The following is a 17,656-nucleotide window of genomic DNA, read 5'->3' as shown; positions in this document are numbered from 1 at the left end:
TTGATCCGGGTCCAATCGGCTATAATTCAATGTTTTACACGCCGGATCACGATACAAATGGAAGCGGAACGTCTCAACGCGATCGAAGCCCTTTTGGCGGACCTGCGCACGCGCGCGGGCGAGCTACGGGGGTATCTTTGACTACGACGTAAAAGCCCGACGGCTCGTCGAAGTCAACAGCGAACTCGAAGACCCCAACGTCTGGAACGACTCCAAGCACGCCCAGGGTCTCGGCAAGGAAAAGAAACTGCTCGAGGGCGTGGTGCACGTGCTCGACGGCATCGAGAACGACACGCGCGACACCCAGGATCTCTTCGAAATGGCGCGCGAAGAAGGCGATGAGGACACGCTCGTCGCCATCGAAACCGACGCTCACGCGATCGAAGCGCGCGTAGCCGACGTCGAGTTCCGCCGCATGTTCGCGAATCCGGCCGATCCGAACAACGCGTTCATCGACATCCAGGCCGGCGCCGGCGGCACCGAGGCCTGCGACTGGGCGTCCATGCTGCTGCGCCAGTACGTGCGCTACTGCGAACGCAAGGGCTTCAAGACCGAAGTGCTCGAAGAGTCCGAAGGCGACGTGGCCGGCATCAAGAGCGCGACGATCAAGGTCGAAGGCGAATACGCCTACGGCTTCCTGCGCACCGAAACCGGCATTCACCGCCTCGTGCGCAAGTCGCCGTTCGACTCGTCGGGCGGGCGTCATACGTCGTTCTCGTCGGTGTTCGTGTATCCGGAGATCGACGACTCGTTCGAGATCGAAGTCAATCCGGCCGATCTGCGCATCGACACGTACCGCGCTTCGGGCGCGGGCGGTCAGCACATCAACAAGACCGACTCCGCCGTGCGTATCACGCACGTCCCGTCGGGCATCGTCGTGCAGTGCCAGAACGACCGCTCGCAGCACCGCAACCGCGCCGAAGCCATGGCCATGCTGAAGTCGCGCCTATACGAAGCCGAGATGCGCAAGCGCCAGTCGGAACAGGACAAGCTCGAAGCGGGCAAGTCGGACGTGGGTTGGGGCCACCAGATCCGCTCCTACGTGCTCGACAACAGCCGCATCAAGGACCTGCGCACCAACGTCGAAATCAGCAACACCAAGGCCGTGCTCGACGGCGATCTCGACGCCTTCATCAGCGCGAGCCTGAAACAGGGCGTGTAAGCTTGCCGCACGCCACGGGCGCAGCAGTTAACCGCATGCCGCCCTCTCCTGCTGCGCCGCCCGCTTCGAGCGAGGCGCGCGACGCGCAGCAGGAACCGAAGTCCACTTATCTGCGCGCGATGCGCGCGGTGTCCCGCGAAGGACCATGCCGGGGCCGCAGCCCCGAAAACTCGCCGAAACACCTGCGAATCAAAGAACTCCGAGCCATCATGACCGAACCGACCCAGCAGAACGCGCCCAGCGCCGCGCCCGAACTCGACGACAACCAGATCATCGCCGAGCGCCGCGAGAAACTGCGCGCGCTGCGCGAGGCAGGCGTCGCCTATCCGAACGACTTCCGCCCCACCCACCACGCCGCCGACCTGGCGCGCGATTACGCCGACACCGACAAGGACGCGCTCGAGGCCAATCCGCTCGAAGTGGCGATCGCCGGCCGCATGATGCTCAAGCGCGTGATGGGCAAGGCGAGCTTTGCCACGGTGCGCGACGGCTCGGGCCAGATCCAGTTCTTCATCACGCCCGCCGACGTGGGCGAGGCCACCTACGACGCGTTCAAGAAGTGGGACCTCGGGGACATCGTCGCGGCAAAGGGCGTGCTGTTCCGCACCAACAAGGGCGAGCTTTCGGTGCGCTGCACGGAACTGCGTCTGCTCTCGAAGGCGCTGCGTCCGCTGCCGGACAAGTTCCACGGCCTCTCTGACCAGGAAATGCGCTATCGCCAGCGCTATGTCGACCTGATCGTCACGCCGGAAGCGCGTCAGACCTTCCAGGCGCGCACCAAGGCGATTTCCTCGGTGCGCCGCTTCATGGCCGACTCGGGCTTCATGGAAGTCGAAACGCCGATGCTGCACCCGATCCCGGGCGGCGCGGCGGCCAAGCCGTTCGTCACGCACCACAACGCGCTCGACATGCAGATGTTCATGCGCATCGCGCCCGAGCTGTATCTGAAGCGCCTGATCGTGGGCGGCTTCGAACGCGTGTTCGAGATCAACCGGAACTTCCGTAACGAAGGCGTTTCGCCGCGTCACAATCCGGAATTCACGATGATGGAGTTCTACGCTGCGTACACCGACTACGCATGGCTCATGGACTTCACCGAGCAGCTGATCCGCCAGGCCGCCATCGACGCGAGCGGCACCGCCGTGCTGACGTATCAGGGCCGTGAACTCGACCTCTCGAAGCCGTTCCATCGCTTGACGATCGTGCAGGCGATCCAGAAGTACGCGCCGCAATACACGAACGAGCAGCTTGCCGACGCCGTCTTCCTGCGCACGGAACTCAAGAAGTTCGGCGTGGACGCGAACCAGCCGGCCTTCCTGAACGCAGGCGTGGGCTCGCTGCAACTGGCGCTCTTCGAAGAGACGGCCGAGTCGCAGCTGTGGGAACCGACCTACATCATCGACTACCCCGTCGAAGTCTCGCCGCTCGCGCGCGCCTCGGACACGCTGCCGGGCATCACCGAGCGCTTCGAACTGTTCATCACGGGCCGCGAGATCGCCAACGGCTTCTCGGAGCTGAACGATCCGGAAGACCAGGCCGCGCGCTTCAAGAAGCAGGTCGAGCAAAAGGACGCCGGCGACGAAGAAGCGATGTTCTATGACGCCGATTACATCCGCGCGCTCGAATACGGCATGCCTCCGACGGGCGGCTGCGGCATCGGCATCGACCGTCTGATCATGCTGCTCACGGACAGCGCAAGCATCCGCGACGTGATCCTGTTCCCGCACCTGCGCCGCGAAGACTGAGCAGACCCTTGCCTGACATGACGGGGCGCATGCGGTTGACACCGTATGCGCCCCGTTTCTTTCGGGCCATTCAGCGCATGCGTTTGTAACCATCGGTAAAATCTGCCGGCGAGCGCAGCGGCCCGGACGGGTACGTCGATTGCACCCTCGTGGAAAACCGCGCTGCGCAACGCTGCCCGACGCCCACGCCCTCGGCGTCGGCCCGGACCCATCGCGAGGGTTACAAAATGAAACGCTCACACACCTGGATTGGCTCAAACTGGTTCTTACAAGAGAGCCAACTCTGCCAAAGACGGAGCCTGTCATGAACACAACCGATCCGACCACACCGAAACGCCGCCTCCATCCGCTGATCGCAACCGCGGCGGCAGCCGTCATCGTCGCGAGCCTTGCGGCCACAGCGGCCATCACCGGCGTTTTCCCGAAAGCTTCCAGCACCGCCGAACAGAGCGCCCAGGTTCAGACGGGTCAGACGGCCATGACGGCTTCACAGCCGCAGGTGGTTGACTCGACGAAGCCGGTGCAGGCCTCGCAATATGCGCAGAACGGGCAGAATGCGCCCGCCGAGCCGCAAGAGGCGCCGGCACAGCCTGAACAGCAGGCGGCCGTGTCCGTCGCCCCGGCGCAGCAACAGTATGGTCAGCAGCCTGTCCAGCCGGCGCAACCTGCGCAGCAGCAATACGCCCAGGAAGCGCCGCCGGCCCACCCCGCTTGTTCGACGTGTGGCACGGTCGTCGCGATTTCCGAGGTCAAGCATGAAGGCCACGGCACCGGTATCGGCGCAGTCGGCGGCGCGGTAGCCGGTGGCGTGGTCGGCAACCAGTTCGGCTCGGGTAACGGCCGTACGGCCATGACGCTGCTCGGCGCACTGGGTGGCGGCTTCGCCGGCAACTCGGTCGAAAAACACCTGCGCAGCACGACAAGTTATTCGGTGCGCGTGCGCATGGAGAACGGCAAGATGCGCTACTTCACGTATCACGAAGCGCCGCCGTTCCAGCAAGGCGAGCGCGTGCGTGTCGAGAACGGCACGTTGGTCGCGGGCTGATTGCCCTGACGCTGAACGAGCAATAAAAAAGGCGATTTGCCGTGCTGGCAAATCGCCTTTTTCTCGTCTGATCACCGGGCATGCCGGAAGTCAGTAGTCCGCGTCTTCGATCCACGCAGCCTGGATCGCTTCGAGAATCTTCTCGTTCGAGCGCTCGGGGTCGTCGTCGAAACCGTCGAGCTGGGTGATCCAGCGATGCAGATCGGTGAAGCGCACGTACTGCGGATCCACTTCGGGATGGGTGTCCGTCAAGGCCATCGCGATGTCCTGCGTATCGGTCCATTTCATGGCTGCGCGCTCCTCCTGGTGTTCAGTGGCTCAGTGGTTTTCTTTCGCGTGGTTGATCGAGTAACGCGGAATCTCGACCACCAGGTCGTCGTTCTCCGGCACGATGGCCTGACACGACAGCCGCGACGTCGGCTCGAGGCCCCACGCCTTGTCGAGGAGATCGTCTTCGTCTTCCTCGGAAGGCACGAGCGCATCGAAACCTTCGCGCACGATCACGTGACAGGTCGTGCAGGCGCACGACTTCTCGCATGCGTGCTCGATTTCGATGCCGTGTTCGAGCAGCGCGTCGCACACGCTCTCGCCCGGCTTGGCGTCGATGACCGCGCCTTCAGGGCACAGTTCGACATGGGGCAGCACCACGATTTGAGGCATTGTGATTTCCGTATCCAATAACTTTCATATCGGGCGCATGCCCCGCCTCCGACGGCGGCATGTGCCCATTCTACTGTCGGTGCGCGCTCAGCCACATCGGGAAAGCACGCACGCGTACGCCGTTTGCTAACGACGCATTCGCCTTTAAGCTGTTGAGGCTGTAGGCCCGCTCCTGGCCGAGCTTTTAGCCGATCTCGTCGAGCTTCTTGCCCGCCAGCGCGCGCTTGATGCCCTTGTCCATCCGGCGCGCGGCAAACTCGTCGGTGCCTTCGGACAATGCCTTGGTGGCGGCTTCGATCGCACCAGCGTCCTCGCCCTGTGCGACTTGCGCGAGCGCGGCGATCAAAGCGTCCACTTGCGCGCGCTCGGCTTCGTCGAGCAGTTCGCCGTCAGCGCCCAAAGCGGCGTTCGTCGCTTCGATGATGCGTTGCGCCTCGACCTGCGCTTCGCGCAGCGCGCGGGCGCGCATGTCGACTTCGGCGGTCTTGAAGCTGTCTTCGAGCATGCGGGCCACGTCGTCGTCGGCGAGACCGTAGGACGGCTTCACCACCACCGAGGCTTCCACGCCCGAGAGCTGCTCACGCGCGAACACCGACAAGAGGCCGTCCGCATCCACCTGGTAAGTCACGCGAATGCGCGCCGCGCCCGCCGCCATCGGCGGAATGCCGCGCAGCTCGAAACGGGCGAGCGAGCGGCAGTCGGCGACGAGCTCGCGCTCGCCCTGCACGACGTGAATCGCCATGGCCGTCTGGCCGTCCTTGAAGGTCGTGAAGTCCTGCGCACGCGCGACCGGAATGGTCGAATTGCGCGGGATGATCTTCTCGACGAGGCCACCCATCGTCTCCACGCCGAGCGACAGCGGAATGACGTCGAGCAACAGCCAGTCGTCTTCGCCGCCGCGGTTGCCCGCCAGCAGGTCGGCCTGGATCGCCGCGCCCAGCGCGACGACCTGATCGGGGTCCAGATTCGTGAGCGGCGCCTGGCCGAAGTGCTGCTCCACGGCGCGGCGAATCACGGGCATGCGCGTCGCGCCGCCGACCAGCACCACGCCCTTCACGTCCTTCGCGGCCACCTTCGCGTCGCGCAGCGCCTTCTTCGTCGGCGTGAGCGTGCGCTGCACGAGCGCTTGCGTGAGCGCTTCGAAGCGCGGTTCATCGATCGTCAGCGCGATCTGCCGGCCGCTCGACAGCGTTGCCTCGATGCGCGCTTCGGGCGCCGACGAGAGCGCTTCCTTCGCATCGCGCACGCGGTCGAGCAACAGGCGCACGTCTTCGGGCGCGAGCGCCGCGCGCTCGATGCCGGACTGCTCCAGCGCCCAGGCAAAGAGCGCATGGTCGAAATCGTCGCCGCCGAGCGCCGAATCGCCGCCGGCCGCCAGCACTTCGAACACGCCCTTCGTGAGCTTGAGGATCGACAGGTCGAAGGTGCCGCCGCCGAGGTCGTAGACCGCGTAGAGGCCTTCGGCGCCGTTGTCGAGCCCGTACGCGATCGCCGCCGCGGTCGGCTCGTTGAGCAGACGCAGCACGTTCAGGCCGGCGAGACGCGCGGCGTCCTTGGTCGCCTGGCGCTGCGCTTCGTCGAAATACGCCGGCACCGTGATGACGGCGCCGACGAGTTCGTCGCCGAGCGTGTCTTCGGCGCGCTGGCGCAGCGTCGCGAGAATTTCCGCCGAGACTTCGACGGGGCTCTTCACGCCGTCGATCGTCTGGATTTGCACCATGCCCGGCGCGTCGACGAAGTCGTACGGCGCGTTGGCCGCGCCTTCGACCTCGGACTTGCCGCGGCCCATGAAGCGCTTGACCGACACGATCGTGTTACGCGGGTCGGTCGCGGCTTGCGCCTTCGCCGTGCGGCCGATGCGGCGGCCGCCGTTCGCGAGATAGCGCACGACGGAGGGCAACAGCACGTGCCCGTCTTCGTCGGGCAGCACGTCGGGCACGCCGCTGCGCACCGCGGCGACCAGCGAGTTCGTCGTGCCGAGGTCGATGCCGACGGCGAGTCGCCGCTGATGCGGCGCCGGCGCCATGCCGGGTTCGGAGATTTGCAGTAAGGCCATCTGTGTGATCTGCTTTTTAACCTGATGGGCGCCAGGCGCCCGATATGCGTTTGCGCGCCCGGTTTCAGCTTTCGAGCCGCTCGATCTGCGAGTCGATTTCGCCCGCCACGCGCTCGATGAACATGAGCTGGCGCACGGCCTCGGCTGCGGGCTGATTCGAGCCGCTGTCGAGCAGCGCAGCGAGCTTCGTGAAGCGCACGCGTTCGTCGTCGCGCAGCTCGCCCGCGAGTGCGTCGAGCGCATCGATGTTCTTCGCGCCGACCGCGTCTTCGATCGCCTCGCGCCACTCCATCTGCTGCATGAGGAACGCGGGCTCCATCGCGGTATTGTTCTCCGCGCCAACGTCGATGCCGCGCAGATGCAGCAGATACTTCGCGCGCTTGAGCGGATCGCGCAGCGTCTGATACGCCTCGTTCGTACGCGTGGCCCATTGCATGGCGATGCGCTTTTGCGCTTCTCCGGCCGCAGCGAAGCGGTCGGGATGCACCTGCGCCTGCACCGTGCGGTAGGCATGGTCGAGCGCGTTCGCATCGATCGCGAACTGCTCGGGCAGGCCGAACAGCACGAAGTGGCTGTCGGAGAGCGATCGGGAAGGCGTGGAAGGCGTGTTCATCGGCTGGAACGTTCTTGTGGAGCTGTGAAGGGCTGAGAGGGCCAACCAGCGGCCGTCAAAATCAAAAAGGCGGCACAGGCCGCCTTTTCACCGCTCGACGCGGGCTCAAACGCGGAAGGACTCGCCGCAGCCGCACTCGTCCTTCACGTTCGGGTTGTTGAACCGGAAGCCCTCGTTCAGGCCTTCACGCACGAAGTCGAGCTGCGTGCCGTCGATATAGGCGAGACTCTTCGGGTCGACGATGACCTTCACGCCGTGGCTCTCGAAGACGTTGTCCTCGGGCGCGAGTTCGTCGACGTACTCGAGCCTGTACGCGAGGCCCGAGCAGCCCGTCGTGCGCACGCCAAGACGCAGGCCCACGCCCTTGCCGCGACGGGTCAGGTACTTTTGCACGTGCTGTGCCGCTTTTTCAGTCAACGTAATTGCCATAGCATCTTCGCCGCGCCTCGCGCCGCCAGTTGGGCTCTCGCCTTCCCTCGCGTCGCGACGCAACCCTGCTGCATCCAGAATCGTTAGTCCAGAGCACCGAACTTTCCGGTCCGGCGCCGTCCTGCATCTACTACGCCGCAGCGCTGCGCTTTACGCCGCGTCGGCCTTCGCTTCGGTCGTGTGACGCTGGCGATAGTCGGCAACCGCTGCCTTGATCGCGTCTTCCGCGAGAATCGAGCAGTGGATCTTCACCGGCGGCAGCGCCAGTTCTTCGGCGATCTGCGTGTTCTTGATGTCGAGCGCCTGGTCGAGCGTCTTGCCCTTCACCCACTCGGTCACGAGCGAACTCGACGCGATCGCCGAGCCGCAGCCGTAGGTCTTGAACTTCGCGTCTTCGATCACGCCGTCCGCGCCCACGCGGATCTGCAGCTTCATCACGTCGCCGCACGCCGGCGCGCCGACCATACCGGTGCCCACTGCGTCGTCGTCCTTGGCGAACGAGCCGACGTTACGCGGGTTTTCGTAGTGGTCCAGAACCTTGTCGCTATATGCCATGATCACACTCCTTCAATTCGAGTTTGCCGCGCTGCACGCAGTTGACTGATAGTTGACTGCTCTTGCGCTGCGGCCGGGTCGTTGTTCGCTGCTGACTTCGCCGCCTGGCTCAGTGCGCTGCCCACTGGATGGTCGACAGATCGATGCCGTCCTGATGCATTTCCCACAGCGGCGAAAGCTCGCGCAGCTTGGCGATCTTCGTCTTCAGCAGGTTGATCACGTAATCCACGTCCTGCTCCGTCGTGAAGCGGCCCACCGTGAAGCGGATCGAGCTGTGCGCCAGTTCGTCGTTGCGGCCGAGCGCGCGCAGCACGTACGACGGCTCGAGCGATGCGGACGTGCACGCCGAACCCGACGACACCGCCACGTCCTTCACCGCCATGATCAGCGACTCGCCTTCGACGAAGTTGAAGCTGATGTTCAGGTTGTGCGGGACACGCTGTTCCATGTCGCCGTTCACGTAGGTTTCTTCGATTTCCTTCAGGCCGCGCAGGAGCTTGTCGCGCAGCATGCGCACGCGCTCGTTTTCCGTGGCCATCTCTTCACGCGCGATGCGGAACGCTTCGCCCATGCCGACGATCTGGTGCGTGGCCAGCGTGCCCGAGCGCATGCCGCGCTCATGGCCGCCGCCGTGCATCTGCGCTTCGATGCGCACGCGCGGCTTGCGGCGCACGTACAGCGCGCCGATGCCCTTCGGGCCGTAGGTCTTGTGCGCCGAGAACGACATCAGGTCGACCTTGAGCTTTTGCAGGTCGATGGGCGCCTTGCCCGTCGATTGCGCAGCGTCGACGTGGAAAATGATGCCCTTTTCGCGGCAGATTTCGCCGATCGTCGCGATGTCCTGGATCACGCCGATCTCGTTGTTCACGTGCATGACGGAAACGAGGATCGTGTCGGGGCGCAGTGCGGCCTTGAACGCTTCGAGGTCGATCAGGCCGTCGTCCTTGACGTCCAGATACGTGACTTCGTAGCCTTCGCGCTCGAGTTCGCGGCAGGTGTCGAGCACGGCCTTGTGCTCGGTCTTCACCGTGATGATGTGCTTACCCTTGCTCTTGTAGAAGTGCGCGGCACCCTTGATCGCGAGGTTGTCCGATTCGGTCGCGCCGGAGGTCCAGATGATTTCGCGCGGGTCGGCGTTGACGAGCGCGGCGACCTGCTCGCGCGCCTCTTCGACGGCGCGCTCCGCATCCCAGCCATAGGCGTGGCTGCGCGACGCCGGATTGCCGAACTGCTCGCGCAGATACGGAATCATCTTGTCCACCACGCGCGGGTCGACGGGGGTCGTCGCGCTGTAGTCCATGTAAATGGGCAGGTGGGGAATGTCGTTATTCATCTATCGCTCCGGGGAATCTTGTGTGCTGCGCTGTACTGTGTATTGCCAACTGCGGCTTTCTGGCGGCGCTCGAAGGACTTACGAGCCAGCCATGTTGAAGATCGAGTTCGGACCCAGCGGCATCGCCCTGACCGGCTCCACCGCCGGCGCCTCGGTGCGGCGATCGCGCAGGACGGCGGGCGCGGCGCCTTCGCGGGCGCGCTGCTTGTCCACCAGATCCTTGAGCGACACCGAATCGAGGTACTCGACCATTTTCTGGTTCAGCGTCGACCAGAGTTCGTGCGTCATGCAGTGGCCGTCGTGCTGCTTGGTGCCCTCGCAGGCGCCCTTGCCGCCGCACTGGGTGGCGTCGAGCGGCTCGTCCACGGCGATGATGATGTCCGCGACCGTGACGTCCTCCGCGCGGCGCGCGAGGTTGTACCCGCCGCCCGGCCCACGGACCGATTCGACGATTTCATGACGGCGCAGCTTGCCGAACAGCTGTTCGAGGTACGACAGCGAGATGTGCTGCCGCTGGCTGATACCCGCAAGCGTCACCGGGCCCTGCTCCTGGCGCAGTGCCAGGTCAATCATCGCCGTGACGGCGAAACGGCCTTTGGTGGTGAGTCTCATGATGTATGGGAACCGCAATTCTCGACAATTTTCGTCAAGTATAAATACATGACTAGTTTAGTCAAGTATCAACGTCGCGATCTGGGTTATTAGGTGCGCAGCGAATCGCAAAAAATGGCGCGATTTCCACGTTCGGCGGATTCGCGCCGCTCATCTCAAGCCGTCAAGTTGCGGACGCAAGGCGGCGAGCAGGCCCGCGCAGGCGGCCTCGCATTGATCGAGCACCATTTCGAAGCCCGCCTCCCCGCCGAAATAGGGATCGACCGCCACGCGCGTTTCCGCCTGCGGCGCGAATTCCATCAGCAGGCGGATCTTGTCGCGCTCGCTCGCCGGGCAGACGCCCTGAAGCGCGGTGACGTTGGCGTCGTCCATCGCCACGATCAGGTCGAAACGGCGAAAATCGTCGGCGGCGATCTGCCTTGCGCGCAACGCCGCGAGCGCGTAGCCGCGCAGACCGCCCGCGCGCTGGGCGCGCTCGTCCGGCGCCTCGCCGATATGCCAGTCACCCGTGCCTGCCGAATCGATCTCGACGCGCCCGGCCAGCCCCGCCTCGTCGACGAGACGCAGCATCACGGCCTCGGCCGTGGGCGAGCGGCAGATATTGCCAAGACAAACGAAGCAGACGGAAACCTTTTTCATTCGTTGGGGGCTGGGCAGCGAGAGGCGTTCAGCGCGCGACGGCGAATCTCAAATTATACAAAGCGCACGAGGTACACGCTGCGCGGCGCGTTGGCGCCAGCGCGATCCTCAGATCGCGTTCGAGCGCGGCAGCGTCGCGATGCCGTTCATCGCCTTCACCGGCGTCTTGCCTTCGCTGCCCACGAGACCATAAGACACGGCGCGCGCGAGTTCTGCCGTAACCTGATCGGCGGCGAGCGGCATTTGCTGCTCGGCGGTCTTCCATGCATGGATCCATGCGATCACCGCGAGCGGCACGATCAGCGCCAGCGGCCAGTACACCGTTATTTTCTTTCTCATGATGCGACTCTCTATCGACTGTGAAGCGACAGGTGCGGACGCACTATCGCCAGTCGAGATGATATAGAGAGTCGCAATCAGGAAAAACCCGGTCCGGACGAACACACTGTTGCGCCAGCTTAAATAGTCGGCAACCTGGACTTGACCGATCTGGGAGTGTCAGGCCTGTTCGGGGCGCCTTGTCGTGTCCAGATGCGTGTGCCGTGCCGCGTACAACTCGCGAAACGTGCGCCCGACCGGTGCGGGCATGTCGCGCCCGTTGGTCCAGCCGCGCGCGAATGGCAGCTTTCGAATGAGCCTTGTCTGCCCGCCCATGCGCTCGAGTATCCGCACCCCGAGTTTGGTGAGCAGCGCGTACGCGGTTGGGTGTAGCGCGAGCCAGCCCCAGGCTGCCAGCGCCGCGCGCTCGCGCCACGGACGCAGATGCCGCTCCGTCTGCTTCTCGCGCAGTTTGCGCAGCAGGTCCGAAAGCGGGATGCCCACCGGGCAGACGCTATTGCATTCGCCACACAGCGTAGCGGCCTGCGGCAGATCGAGTGTCTTTTCGATGCCGACGTAGCCTGGCGTGAGCACAGAGCCCATCGGACCCGGGTAGACCCAGCCATACGCGTGGCCGCCCACCTTCTGATAGACCGGGCAGTGGTTCATACACGCCCCGCAACGGATGCAGCGCAGCATCTCCTGAAATTCGCCGCCGATCAGGCCGGTGCGGCCGCCGTCCACGAGCACGACGTACATGTGCTCGGGGCCCTCCTGGTCCTCGGGTCCACGCGGGCCCGTGAGAACCGAGAAGTAGTTCGACGTGGCCTGCCCCGTTGCCGAACGCGGCAACAGACGCATCGCGGTGGCGAGGTCTTCGAGCGTAGGCAGCACCTTCTCGATGCCCGTCACCGCCACATGCACGCGCGGCATCACGGTGCACATGCCCTCGTTGCCCTCGTTGGTGACCAGCACGACCGAGCCGGTTTCCGCGATGACGAAGTTGCCGCCCGTCACGCCCATATCCGCCGAGAGAAAATGCGGGCGCAGGACTTCGCGCGCCTCGCGGGTCATGTCGGGGATTTCGGTCAGGCGCGGCTTGTCGTGCGTCTTCGCGAAGAGATCGGCGATCTCGTCCTTGTCCTTGTGGACGACGGGCGCAATGATGTGACTCGGCGGCTCGTTGTCGTTGATCTGCAGGATGTACTCGCCCAGATCGGTCTCGATGGACTGCACACCCATCTCCGCGAGCACCGTATTGAGCCGCATCTCCTCCGAGACCATCGACTTGGTCTTGATGACCTTGCGCACGTCGTGGCGCCGCGCGATGTCCGCGACCAGCTGCGCCGCATCTTGCGCCGTTTCCGCGTACAGGACGGTCACGCCGCGTCGCCTCGGTCTCGAACTGCTCGAGCCAGACGTCGAGATTTTCGAGTGCACGGTTGCGCCGCGCCTTGAGTGCCGCGCGCGTGGCGGGGAAATCGATCGCGGTGATCGCCTCGGCGCGCGCCGAGACGAACTTGGTCGAGAGCTTCTTGAGGTTGTGCTGCAGACGCTGATCGGCCAGCTTCTGACCGGCGCGCGCCTTGAACTGCATCGATTGGACTTGCATGGCGTGAGGGCGAGGTTGAGCGATGTTCGGCGAGGTCTGGGGCTGAGTTTTGCGTCTAGATGCACATGCCGTGCGAAACGAGCGGAGGCAGCCGGCGGCGCATCACACGTCGCCGGCCAGTACTTGCGCAATGTGCAGCACGCGCGTGGCGGTGTCGCCGGTGCGGCGCAAACGCCCCTCGATATTCAACATGCAGCCGAGATCGCCGAGCACCACCGCGCCCGTGCCGCTCGCCTGAACGTTCGCGCATTTCTCGTCTGCAATGGCTGTAGAGATGTCCCCGTACTTCACCGCAAAGGTGCCGCCGAAGCCGCAGCAGTGCTCGCAGTCCTTCATCTCGCGCACTTCGATGCCGCGCTGGGCGAGCAGCGCGCGCGGCTGCGCCTTGACCCCAAGTTCACGCAGCCCCGAACACGAGTCGTGATACGTCACCGGCCCGCTGAACTCCCCTTGCGGCAGCGTGATCTTTGCGACGTTCACGAGGAAATCCGTGAGTTCGTAGACGCGCTCGCGCAACTTGCCATAGCGCGCCATCAATTCCGGGTCGTCGCGAAACAGATCGCCGTAGTGCACGCGGATCATCCCGCCGCACGAACCCGAAGGGACGACGAGATAGTCGAACTGCTCGAATTCGCGCAGCGTCTTTTCCGCGAGATCGCGCGCAATGGCGCGCTCGCCGGAGTTGTAGGCCGGCTGGCCGCAGCAGGTTTGCGCGGACGGCACGACCACTTCATAGCCCGCCTCTTCGAGCAATTTGAGCGTCGAAAAACCAATTTCCGGACGCATCGTGTCGATGAGGCAGGTGACGAACAAGCCGACTCGCATGGGGACTCCTCGTGAAAACCGTCCCCGATTATCCGCTGTTTCGCCGCCGGGACCAACGCCGGTCGGCATCGCCCTCGCCGGCCGCCCGCGATGCCGCAGTGCAGCGCGAGCCTTGGTCCTGGCGCTTACTTTTTTCACAATACGAGATACAATGCATTTTCCGCCTCACGCGTCAAACGAATCTGAACTCATGAGCGACACCCATCCAGATCCGAAGACCTCGATTCAGGTGATCGAGCGCATGATGCGCCTGCTGGACGCGCTGGCCGCGCACAGCGACCCTGTCAGCCTGAAGGAGCTTGCGCAGCGCACCGAACTGCATCCTTCGACTGCGCACCGCATCCTGAACGATATGGTGAGTTGCCGTCTCGTCGACCGCTCCGATCCCGGCACTTACCGGCTCGGCATGCGGTTGCTCGAACTCGGCAACCTCGTGAAAGCGCGGCTTTCGGTACGTGACGCGGCGCTTACGCCGATGCGCGAACTGCACCGTCTCACGGGCCAGACCGTCAACCTCTCCGTGCGTCAGGGCGACGAGATCGTCTATATCGAACGCGCCTATTCGGAGCGTTCGGGCATGCAGGTGGTACGCGCCATTGGCGGCCGGGCTCCGCTGCACCTCACTTCGGTCGGCAAGCTCTTTCTTGCCGCCGACGAAGCGAACCGCGTGCGCGCGTACGCCACACGCACCGGCCTGTCGGGCCACACGCGCAACAGCATTACCGACCTCGGACGCCTCGAGCGCGAACTCGCTCACGTACGCCAGCAATTCTGCGCACGTGATAACGAAGAGCTCGAACTGGGCGTGCGCTGCATCGCTGCCGGCATCTACGACGACACCGGCAAGCTGGTGGCAGGTCTTTCGCTCTCGGCGCCCGCCGATCGCCTGCAGGATTCGTGGCTCGGCCAGTTGAGCAAGACGGCGCTGACGATTTCAGAGTCGCTCGGCTATCACCCGGAGCCTGCTGAAGGCAACGCGCAGCCCGCCTGAAGGCAGGGCGCAGCAGAATCGGGAAGAGCGGAGGCGTGCCCTCCGCTTTTTTTGGCTTGCTGCCTGACTTACGGATCGAAATCGGACGAACGGCACGCACCAGAAAGCAAAACGCCCCGCAGTTGCGGGGCGTTTGTCGGGAAATCCGAAAAGGCGGGGATCAGGTCCCAGCGCCGCCTGCGTCGGCGCTCGTAATGCGCGGCTGCTGGTCGGCGCCGCCATTGTCGAGCCACGTGCGCACGCGCGTTGCATCCGCGAAGCGCGAGTACTTGCCGCTCGAATCGAGCAGGACCATGATCACCGGACGGTTGTGAATCGTCGTCTGCATGACTAGGCACTCACCCGCTTCGTTGATGAAGCCCGTCTTCTGCAGGCCGATGTCCCACGATGCATTGCGCACCAGCGCATTCGTGCTGTTGTAGGCAAGATTGCGCTTGCCCGTGAACACGTCGTAGCTGCGATCGGTCGAGAACTGGCGAATCATCGGGTACTGGTACGCCGCGTTCACCATCTTCACGAGGTCACGCGCGGTCGAGACGTTGCGGCTCGTAAGCCCCGTCGAATTCTCGAAGTGCGTATCGGTCATGCCGAGTTGCTTCGCCTTCGCGTTCATTGCCGCGATGAATGCCGGACGACCGCCCGGGTAATAGCGCGAGAGAGCCGCTGCCGCGCGGTTTTCCGACGCCATCAGCGCGATATGCAGCATGTCCTCGCGCGAGAGCACCGAGCCCACCGAAAGACGCGAGCCCGTGTTCTTCTCGTAGTCGCGGTCTTCGTCCGTGACTTCGATCGGTTCCGAGAGCGACGCCTTCGAGTCGAGCACGACCATCGCGGTCATGAGCTTCGAGATCGAGGCGATCGGCACGACGGCGTGCGAGTTCTTGTCGAACAGCGGCTCGAGGGTGTTCTGGTCGACTACGTACCCCACGCCCGAGCGCAGCATCAGCGAGTCGGGCGAATCGTGCAAACCGAACGCCTGACCGACGCTCGGCTGGCGCGGTTCGAACGCGACACGGCGCACCGCCGAGTGGTGGCGACCGTTCATCGTATAAGTGACGCGGCGTTTCCTGGCCACCGGACGCGCATCGTCTTCCTTGGCGGCGACGGTACCGGTTGCGCCCGCCTTCTTGCTGGCCCTGGCCGTTTCCGGCTCGGCCTTCGCAACCTTCTTGGTGGCCTTTTTCGCCTTGGCCGTCTTGGCCGGTGCAGCGTCTTGCGACGCAGCAAAGGCGCCCTCAGGCGCCACGAGCGTCGCACCGATCGCGACGGAAACAGCAACCGACAATGCGGTGCTGATAACCGACGACGGAATCAGTGAGAACGACAGGAGCTTGTCGGATTTCATTGGTGTTCTTGATGGAGCGGCGGGATCGTTCGCCAAGTGTAGTAAAACCACGAAAAATTCGCAAATTGAAGCACTTATAGGCGCTCATTAAACCGAAGTATGACCTTCGATTGAGCAGGCCAATGCACTTCCCGCATTCGATGGAGTCAGACAATTGCCAAGCCACTCCTCTCGCCGCGACGCCGCTTGCTGAAAACGTTTGCGGCAGACGCAAAATGCGCTTGCTGCGTTAACGGCGTTCGTCGTAGGAACTTGAACTGAGGAAAAAAACAGGTGAGATTTGTCTGACTACCAGTGCCGCCGTGCCGCGCGACGCGCGTTCGACCGCAATGGATCATTAACGTTCCATCCAGGAATTCGGTGGACGCACCCAGGTGAAATCCTATAGGCGCTGTCACGCGATCCATGCCGCATCTTGCCAGAACCCGCCTTTGCGCGCTTGCCCCCCTGCGCGCAGCCTCCCCCAACTCGCAGCGAACCCGCGCAACGGGGCATTGGCGCGTTGTCGCGGTTGCGCCATGCGTCGGGCATAAGTGATTGTTTAATAATAAATTATCGACATTGTGCGACGCACCAAAAAGCCTTGACTTTCTTCTGGGGCATCCTAAAATCGAATCAATGTTGCGACGCACAAAGCGAGTGACAGAGCACCAGCGCCGTGCCACTTACTTCAGGCGACCCACGAAGGCCGCCGACATACAGGAGCGTAAACATGAGTCTGCTGACCCCTGAGCAATTCGCCGCTGCCCAGAAAGCCAACCTCGAAACGCTGTTCGGCCTCACCGGCAAGGCATTCGAAGGCGTGGAAAAGCTCGTCGAATTGAATCTTCAGGCCGTCCGCTCGAATCTGGCGGAATCGCAGGAACAGGCCCAGCGCGCACTGTCGGTGAAGGACGCGCAGGAATTCCTGGCCCTGCAAACGAGCTATGCCCAGCCGCTGACCGAAAAGCTGCTGTCGTACGGCCGTCATGTGTATGAAATCGCCTCGGCCACCCAGGCTGAGTTCGCGAAGGTCGCCGAAGCCCACTACGAAGAGCAGAACCGCAAGGTTCAATCGCTCGTCGACAACGTCGCGAAGAATGCGCCGGCCGGCTCGGAAACCGCAGTCGCCGTGATCAAGTCGGCCATCAACGCCGCCAACACGACCTACGAAACGGTCCACAAGGCGACGAAGCAAGCCGTGGAAATGGCGGAAAGCAACTTCAACGCCGCCACCGCTGCTGCGAGCAAGGCTGCGGCCCAGGCGTCGCGCTCGGCTGCCGCTTCGGCCTCGGCCAAGAAGACGGTCTGAAGGTTGTAGCTTGATCCGGTGCGTGCGCTGAAGCAGCGGCGCACCGGGCGCCGGGCCTGAACGCTCCGGCATGCCGCCCGGCATGTCACTTACCCGGTCGCCGACCGGGAATCTTTTTTACGCTCCGGCGCCTCTCGTAGCACATACCGCAGGACCCAAGAGCAAACGGCGCACCCCTCACGGAGTGCGCCGTTTCTTCATGCGCGCCGCAACGAGCCGCGCGGCACGAACTTACTTCTTCTTCTGCGGCGGCAGGTCGGTACAAACGCCTTCGTACAGCTCGGCGGCCATGCCGATCGACTCGCCCAGCGTCGGGTGCGGGTGAATCGTCTTGCCGATGTCGGTCGCATCCGCGCCCATTTCCACCGCGAGGCAGACTTCGCTGATGAGGTCGCCCGCGTTCAGGCCGACGAAGCCGCCGCCGA

General features: G+C 63.9%; 17 protein-coding genes and 2 pseudogenes. 5 read left to right on the top strand and 14 right to left on the bottom strand.

Going from position 1 to position 17,656, the window contains the following annotated elements; all coding sequences use genetic code 11:
* The first annotated feature begins 57 nt into the window (after positions 1–57).
* The 3 genes from prfB to AB4Y43_RS17340 all read left to right on the top strand — a co-directional run bounded on the left by prfB (position 58) and on the right by AB4Y43_RS17340 (position 3,952).
* A protein-coding gene (gene prfB, locus AB4Y43_RS17350; RefSeq protein WP_342945887.1) for a peptide chain release factor 2 occupies positions 58–1,162 on the top strand; the annotation gives its coding sequence in 2 pieces (ribosomal slippage) (positions 58–138 and positions 140–1,162; 1,104 coding nt in all).
* A 209-nt stretch (positions 1,163–1,371) separates the two neighbouring features.
* Positions 1,372–2,907, top strand: coding sequence for a lysine--tRNA ligase (gene lysS / locus AB4Y43_RS17345; protein ID WP_342945888.1), 1,536 nt, complete (start codon positions 1,372–1,374; stop codon positions 2,905–2,907).
* Positions 2,908–3,211: 304 nt separating this feature from the next.
* Complete coding sequence (locus tag AB4Y43_RS17340) at positions 3,212–3,952, top strand: glycine zipper 2TM domain-containing protein (protein WP_368728399.1); 741 nt, start codon at positions 3,212–3,214, stop codon at positions 3,950–3,952.
* Positions 3,953–4,042: 90 nt separating this feature from the next.
* On the opposite strand, the gene iscX is transcribed toward AB4Y43_RS17340, so the two are convergent.
* From iscX to AB4Y43_RS17280, 12 genes and pseudogenes are all read right to left on the bottom strand, one after another.
* On the bottom strand, positions 4,043–4,240 hold the full coding sequence (gene iscX / locus AB4Y43_RS17335; protein WP_028204168.1) for a Fe-S cluster assembly protein IscX: 198 nt from the start codon (positions 4,238–4,240) through the stop codon (positions 4,043–4,045).
* Positions 4,241–4,270: 30 nt separating this feature from the next.
* Entirely contained in the window at positions 4,271–4,612 is a 342-nt protein-coding gene (gene fdx / locus AB4Y43_RS17330) for an ISC system 2Fe-2S type ferredoxin (protein ID WP_069265529.1), read from the bottom strand.
* 184 nt (positions 4,613–4,796) lie between these two features.
* The gene (gene hscA, locus AB4Y43_RS17325) at positions 4,797–6,668 is read right to left on the bottom strand and encodes a Fe-S protein assembly chaperone HscA (RefSeq protein WP_368728398.1); all 1,872 of its coding nucleotides are present in this window, start codon (positions 6,666–6,668) and stop codon (positions 4,797–4,799) included.
* A gap of 64 nt (positions 6,669–6,732) precedes the next feature.
* Complete coding sequence (gene hscB, locus AB4Y43_RS17320) at positions 6,733–7,281, bottom strand: Fe-S protein assembly co-chaperone HscB (RefSeq protein WP_368728397.1); 549 nt, start codon at positions 7,279–7,281, stop codon at positions 6,733–6,735.
* Between the two features lie 105 nt (positions 7,282–7,386).
* A complete protein-coding gene (iscA, locus tag AB4Y43_RS17315; protein WP_368728396.1) occupies positions 7,387–7,710 on the bottom strand; it encodes an iron-sulfur cluster assembly protein IscA in 324 nt (107 codons plus the stop codon).
* A 150-nt stretch (positions 7,711–7,860) separates the two neighbouring features.
* Positions 7,861–8,265 carry a Fe-S cluster assembly scaffold IscU gene (gene iscU / locus AB4Y43_RS17310; RefSeq protein WP_028216879.1) on the bottom strand — a complete coding sequence of 135 codons (405 nt, stop codon included), beginning with the start codon at positions 8,263–8,265 and terminating at the stop codon, positions 7,861–7,863.
* Between the two features lie 109 nt (positions 8,266–8,374).
* A complete protein-coding gene (locus tag AB4Y43_RS17305) occupies positions 8,375–9,598 on the bottom strand; it encodes an IscS subfamily cysteine desulfurase (RefSeq protein ID WP_069265526.1) in 1,224 nt (407 codons plus the stop codon).
* Positions 9,599–9,676: 78 nt separating this feature from the next.
* Positions 9,677–10,210, bottom strand: coding sequence for a Fe-S cluster assembly transcriptional regulator IscR (iscR, locus tag AB4Y43_RS17300; RefSeq protein ID WP_069265525.1), 534 nt, complete (start codon positions 10,208–10,210; stop codon positions 9,677–9,679).
* 150 nt (positions 10,211–10,360) lie between these two features.
* Positions 10,361–10,849 (bottom strand): low molecular weight protein-tyrosine-phosphatase, encoded by a 489-nt coding sequence (locus AB4Y43_RS17295; RefSeq protein WP_368728395.1) that lies wholly within the window; start codon positions 10,847–10,849, stop codon positions 10,361–10,363.
* Positions 10,850–10,957: 108 nt separating this feature from the next.
* Entirely contained in the window at positions 10,958–11,188 is a 231-nt protein-coding gene (locus tag AB4Y43_RS17290) for a hypothetical protein (protein ID WP_069265523.1), read from the bottom strand.
* A 159-nt stretch (positions 11,189–11,347) separates the two neighbouring features.
* A pseudogene (locus AB4Y43_RS17285) lies at positions 11,348–12,779 on the bottom strand (lactate utilization protein B).
* A gap of 102 nt (positions 12,780–12,881) precedes the next feature.
* Entirely contained in the window at positions 12,882–13,604 is a 723-nt protein-coding gene (locus tag AB4Y43_RS17280) for a (Fe-S)-binding protein (protein ID WP_368617684.1), read from the bottom strand.
* 190 nt (positions 13,605–13,794) lie between these two features.
* Between AB4Y43_RS17280 and AB4Y43_RS17275 the strand changes: the two genes are divergently transcribed.
* Positions 13,795–14,595, top strand: coding sequence for an IclR family transcriptional regulator (locus tag AB4Y43_RS17275; protein ID WP_028210073.1), 801 nt, complete (start codon positions 13,795–13,797; stop codon positions 14,593–14,595).
* A gap of 160 nt (positions 14,596–14,755) precedes the next feature.
* On the opposite strand, the gene pbpG is transcribed toward AB4Y43_RS17275, so the two are convergent.
* Positions 14,756–15,940 carry a D-alanyl-D-alanine endopeptidase gene (gene pbpG / locus AB4Y43_RS17270; RefSeq protein WP_368728394.1) on the bottom strand — a complete coding sequence of 395 codons (1,185 nt, stop codon included), beginning with the start codon at positions 15,938–15,940 and terminating at the stop codon, positions 14,756–14,758.
* A 712-nt stretch (positions 15,941–16,652) separates the two neighbouring features.
* Here pbpG and AB4Y43_RS17265 point away from each other — a divergent pair.
* Positions 16,653–17,231, top strand: a complete 579-nt coding sequence (locus tag AB4Y43_RS17265) for a phasin family protein (RefSeq protein WP_069265519.1) — start codon at positions 16,653–16,655, stop codon at positions 17,229–17,231.
* A gap of 231 nt (positions 17,232–17,462) precedes the next feature.
* On the opposite strand, the pseudogene AB4Y43_RS17260 reads toward AB4Y43_RS17265, so the two are convergent.
* Positions 17,463–17,656, bottom strand: a pseudogene (locus AB4Y43_RS17260) (dihydrolipoyl dehydrogenase); the annotation flags it as partial.

Origin of the sequence: Paraburkholderia sp. BR10872 (assembly GCF_040965835.1) — a bacterium.
Taxonomy (GTDB): domain Bacteria; phylum Pseudomonadota; class Gammaproteobacteria; order Burkholderiales; family Burkholderiaceae; genus Paraburkholderia; species Paraburkholderia nodosa_A.
Note: the sequence above shows the minus strand (reverse complement) of the source record. Positions and strands in the feature narration are given on the sequence as shown.